At 52.8% G+C, this 1,664-nt stretch carries 2 protein-coding genes; both read left to right on the top strand.

The window, feature by feature from the left end:
* The first annotated feature begins 514 nt into the window (after positions 1–514).
* Positions 515–886, top strand: coding sequence for a hypothetical protein (locus tag CA13_RS03950; RefSeq protein WP_146394692.1), 372 nt, complete (start codon positions 515–517; stop codon positions 884–886).
* A 230-nt stretch (positions 887–1,116) separates the two neighbouring features.
* Complete coding sequence (locus CA13_RS03945) at positions 1,117–1,530, top strand: DUF4345 domain-containing protein (protein ID WP_146394691.1); 414 nt, start codon at positions 1,117–1,119, stop codon at positions 1,528–1,530.
* Positions 1,531–1,664: the final 134 nt, after the last annotated feature.

The following is a 1,664-nucleotide window of genomic DNA, read 5'->3' as shown; positions in this document are numbered from 1 at the left end:
AAGGTTAAATGCACTCCGTTAATGCAACGAACCAATACTACGCATCAGATAACCTAAAATCAAACACTGAGTTGCCCTGGGGCCACAACGTCGTTTGTTGCTTTCAACTTGAACCGTCGCTAAACTGATACTGCTAGGGAACGGACAACTGTCACCCAAGGAGCCGAAGGCTAAACGGACGGTGCTCGGTCGATTGATTCATCATGGTGACTCGATCGGCGTTTAACCCACATCCGTGCGATCTTCATCGTGTGCACGCGGCGGACGGCATGGGGCGTTTACAAATGGTCAATCAAACCGCCGTCTCCGCTGAACCGTACCGTTCTGGCAATTCATCATCATCCTCTCTACCTGATCGGCGACCTGATTTGTGACTGTTCGATATAATTTTGTAACCGATGAGCGTGAATCCAGGACTTACATTCACGATGCGTGCGGGACCGCTACGCAGGTAGATGGAATTGATTTCGCGACTCTAGTGCATCCGTACGGTCCGATAGCTGGGACACATTGCATGAAGTGCGGAACTGTTAGCGTAAGTAGCGTCAAATGGTCGGATACCGGGGAAGTCGTGTCTGATTTTCGCGCGGGTCTACGTGACGCAATTAGAGAATCTTCTCCGGAATGGGTTCAGAAACTACCCGTCACGCTCGCAATTGCATTCTTGATTCTGTTTGGGTTTGGCGGTGCCCTTGCTGTTGCCGGTGGTCGCGACTTCCTGCTCCCAATCATGGTCGGGGCCATTTTTGGCGTTGTCGGGCTAGCCATTGGTTTTGGATTGGGATTCATCTCGCGCGGTGCAAAGCGTGTGAAGGTAATGTCCGACCAGATGGGGATTGACGCGCGACATCTCACGAGGATCGAAAGAATAGAGCCAGAACAATGACATCCACGGGAGGACGGCTTGTGGCGGTGGATGATCAATCGTCCGTTTGCCATGATGTCTAACGACTATGTGCTGGGGGGGGCGCATTGCCCACGACTTGCGCACTCGGTCCCGGCGAATTACAGTGGCCGACGACTGGATCCCGTGGCGCGCATTGTGATGCGCGATTCCGAGCAGTGATAGTGATCAGCAGATCTCTGGCGTCGTATAACCCTCCGTAAAATTACCTAATGATGAATGAAACCGTGAAGACCCGCGCCTTTCTGATCTTCTGTTCGGTCGGCTTGGTGCCGATCGCGCTAGGCTATGGAGCCAAGCCATCGGTCACCTTGGACGTCCTCTTTGGCATCAAGGTCGATACGACCAACCTCACTCACATCATGCGTGCAGTGATGGGGCTCTACCTTGGAATGGTCGTTTTTTGGTTGTACGGTGCATTCAAGAAGTCGATGACGCGTCCGGCGCTAGCAGGTTGCGCCGTGTTCATGCTCGGACTCGCCGCCGGACGCATATTGAGTTTCATTCTAGACGGCATGCCGCACTGGCTGCTTATCGTTTATGCGGCCCTGGAGATTGTGCTTGGTCTGATCGCGGTCACGCTTTACTGGGGACACAATTCAAAAGAAGCCCCTGCGTCCCGATGAATAGGACCACGGTTTAGGACGCGCAAGGCTCGTCACCATTCTCTCCGGTCGTACTTCCCACAAGAGTTTACGAATCGAACATAATATCTATATGTCGCTTGGTTGGATCTATATGTCGCTTGGTTGCAATAGGG

The sequence above is a fragment of the Novipirellula herctigrandis genome (genome assembly GCA_007859835.1).
GTDB lineage: Bacteria > Planctomycetota > Planctomycetia > Pirellulales > Pirellulaceae > Novipirellula_A > Novipirellula_A herctigrandis.
The sequence above is the reverse complement of the archived record's forward strand: the minus strand, read 5'-3'. Positions and strand labels throughout refer to the sequence as shown.

Coding starts and splice junctions, on each gene's coding strand:
- CA13_RS03950 (WP_146394692.1), top strand. CDS start 515: ATGAAGTGCGGAACTGTTAGCGTAAGTAGCGTCAAATGGTCGGATACC.
- CA13_RS03945 (WP_146394691.1), top strand. CDS start 1,117: ATGATGAATGAAACCGTGAAGACCCGCGCCTTTCTGATCTTCTGTTCG.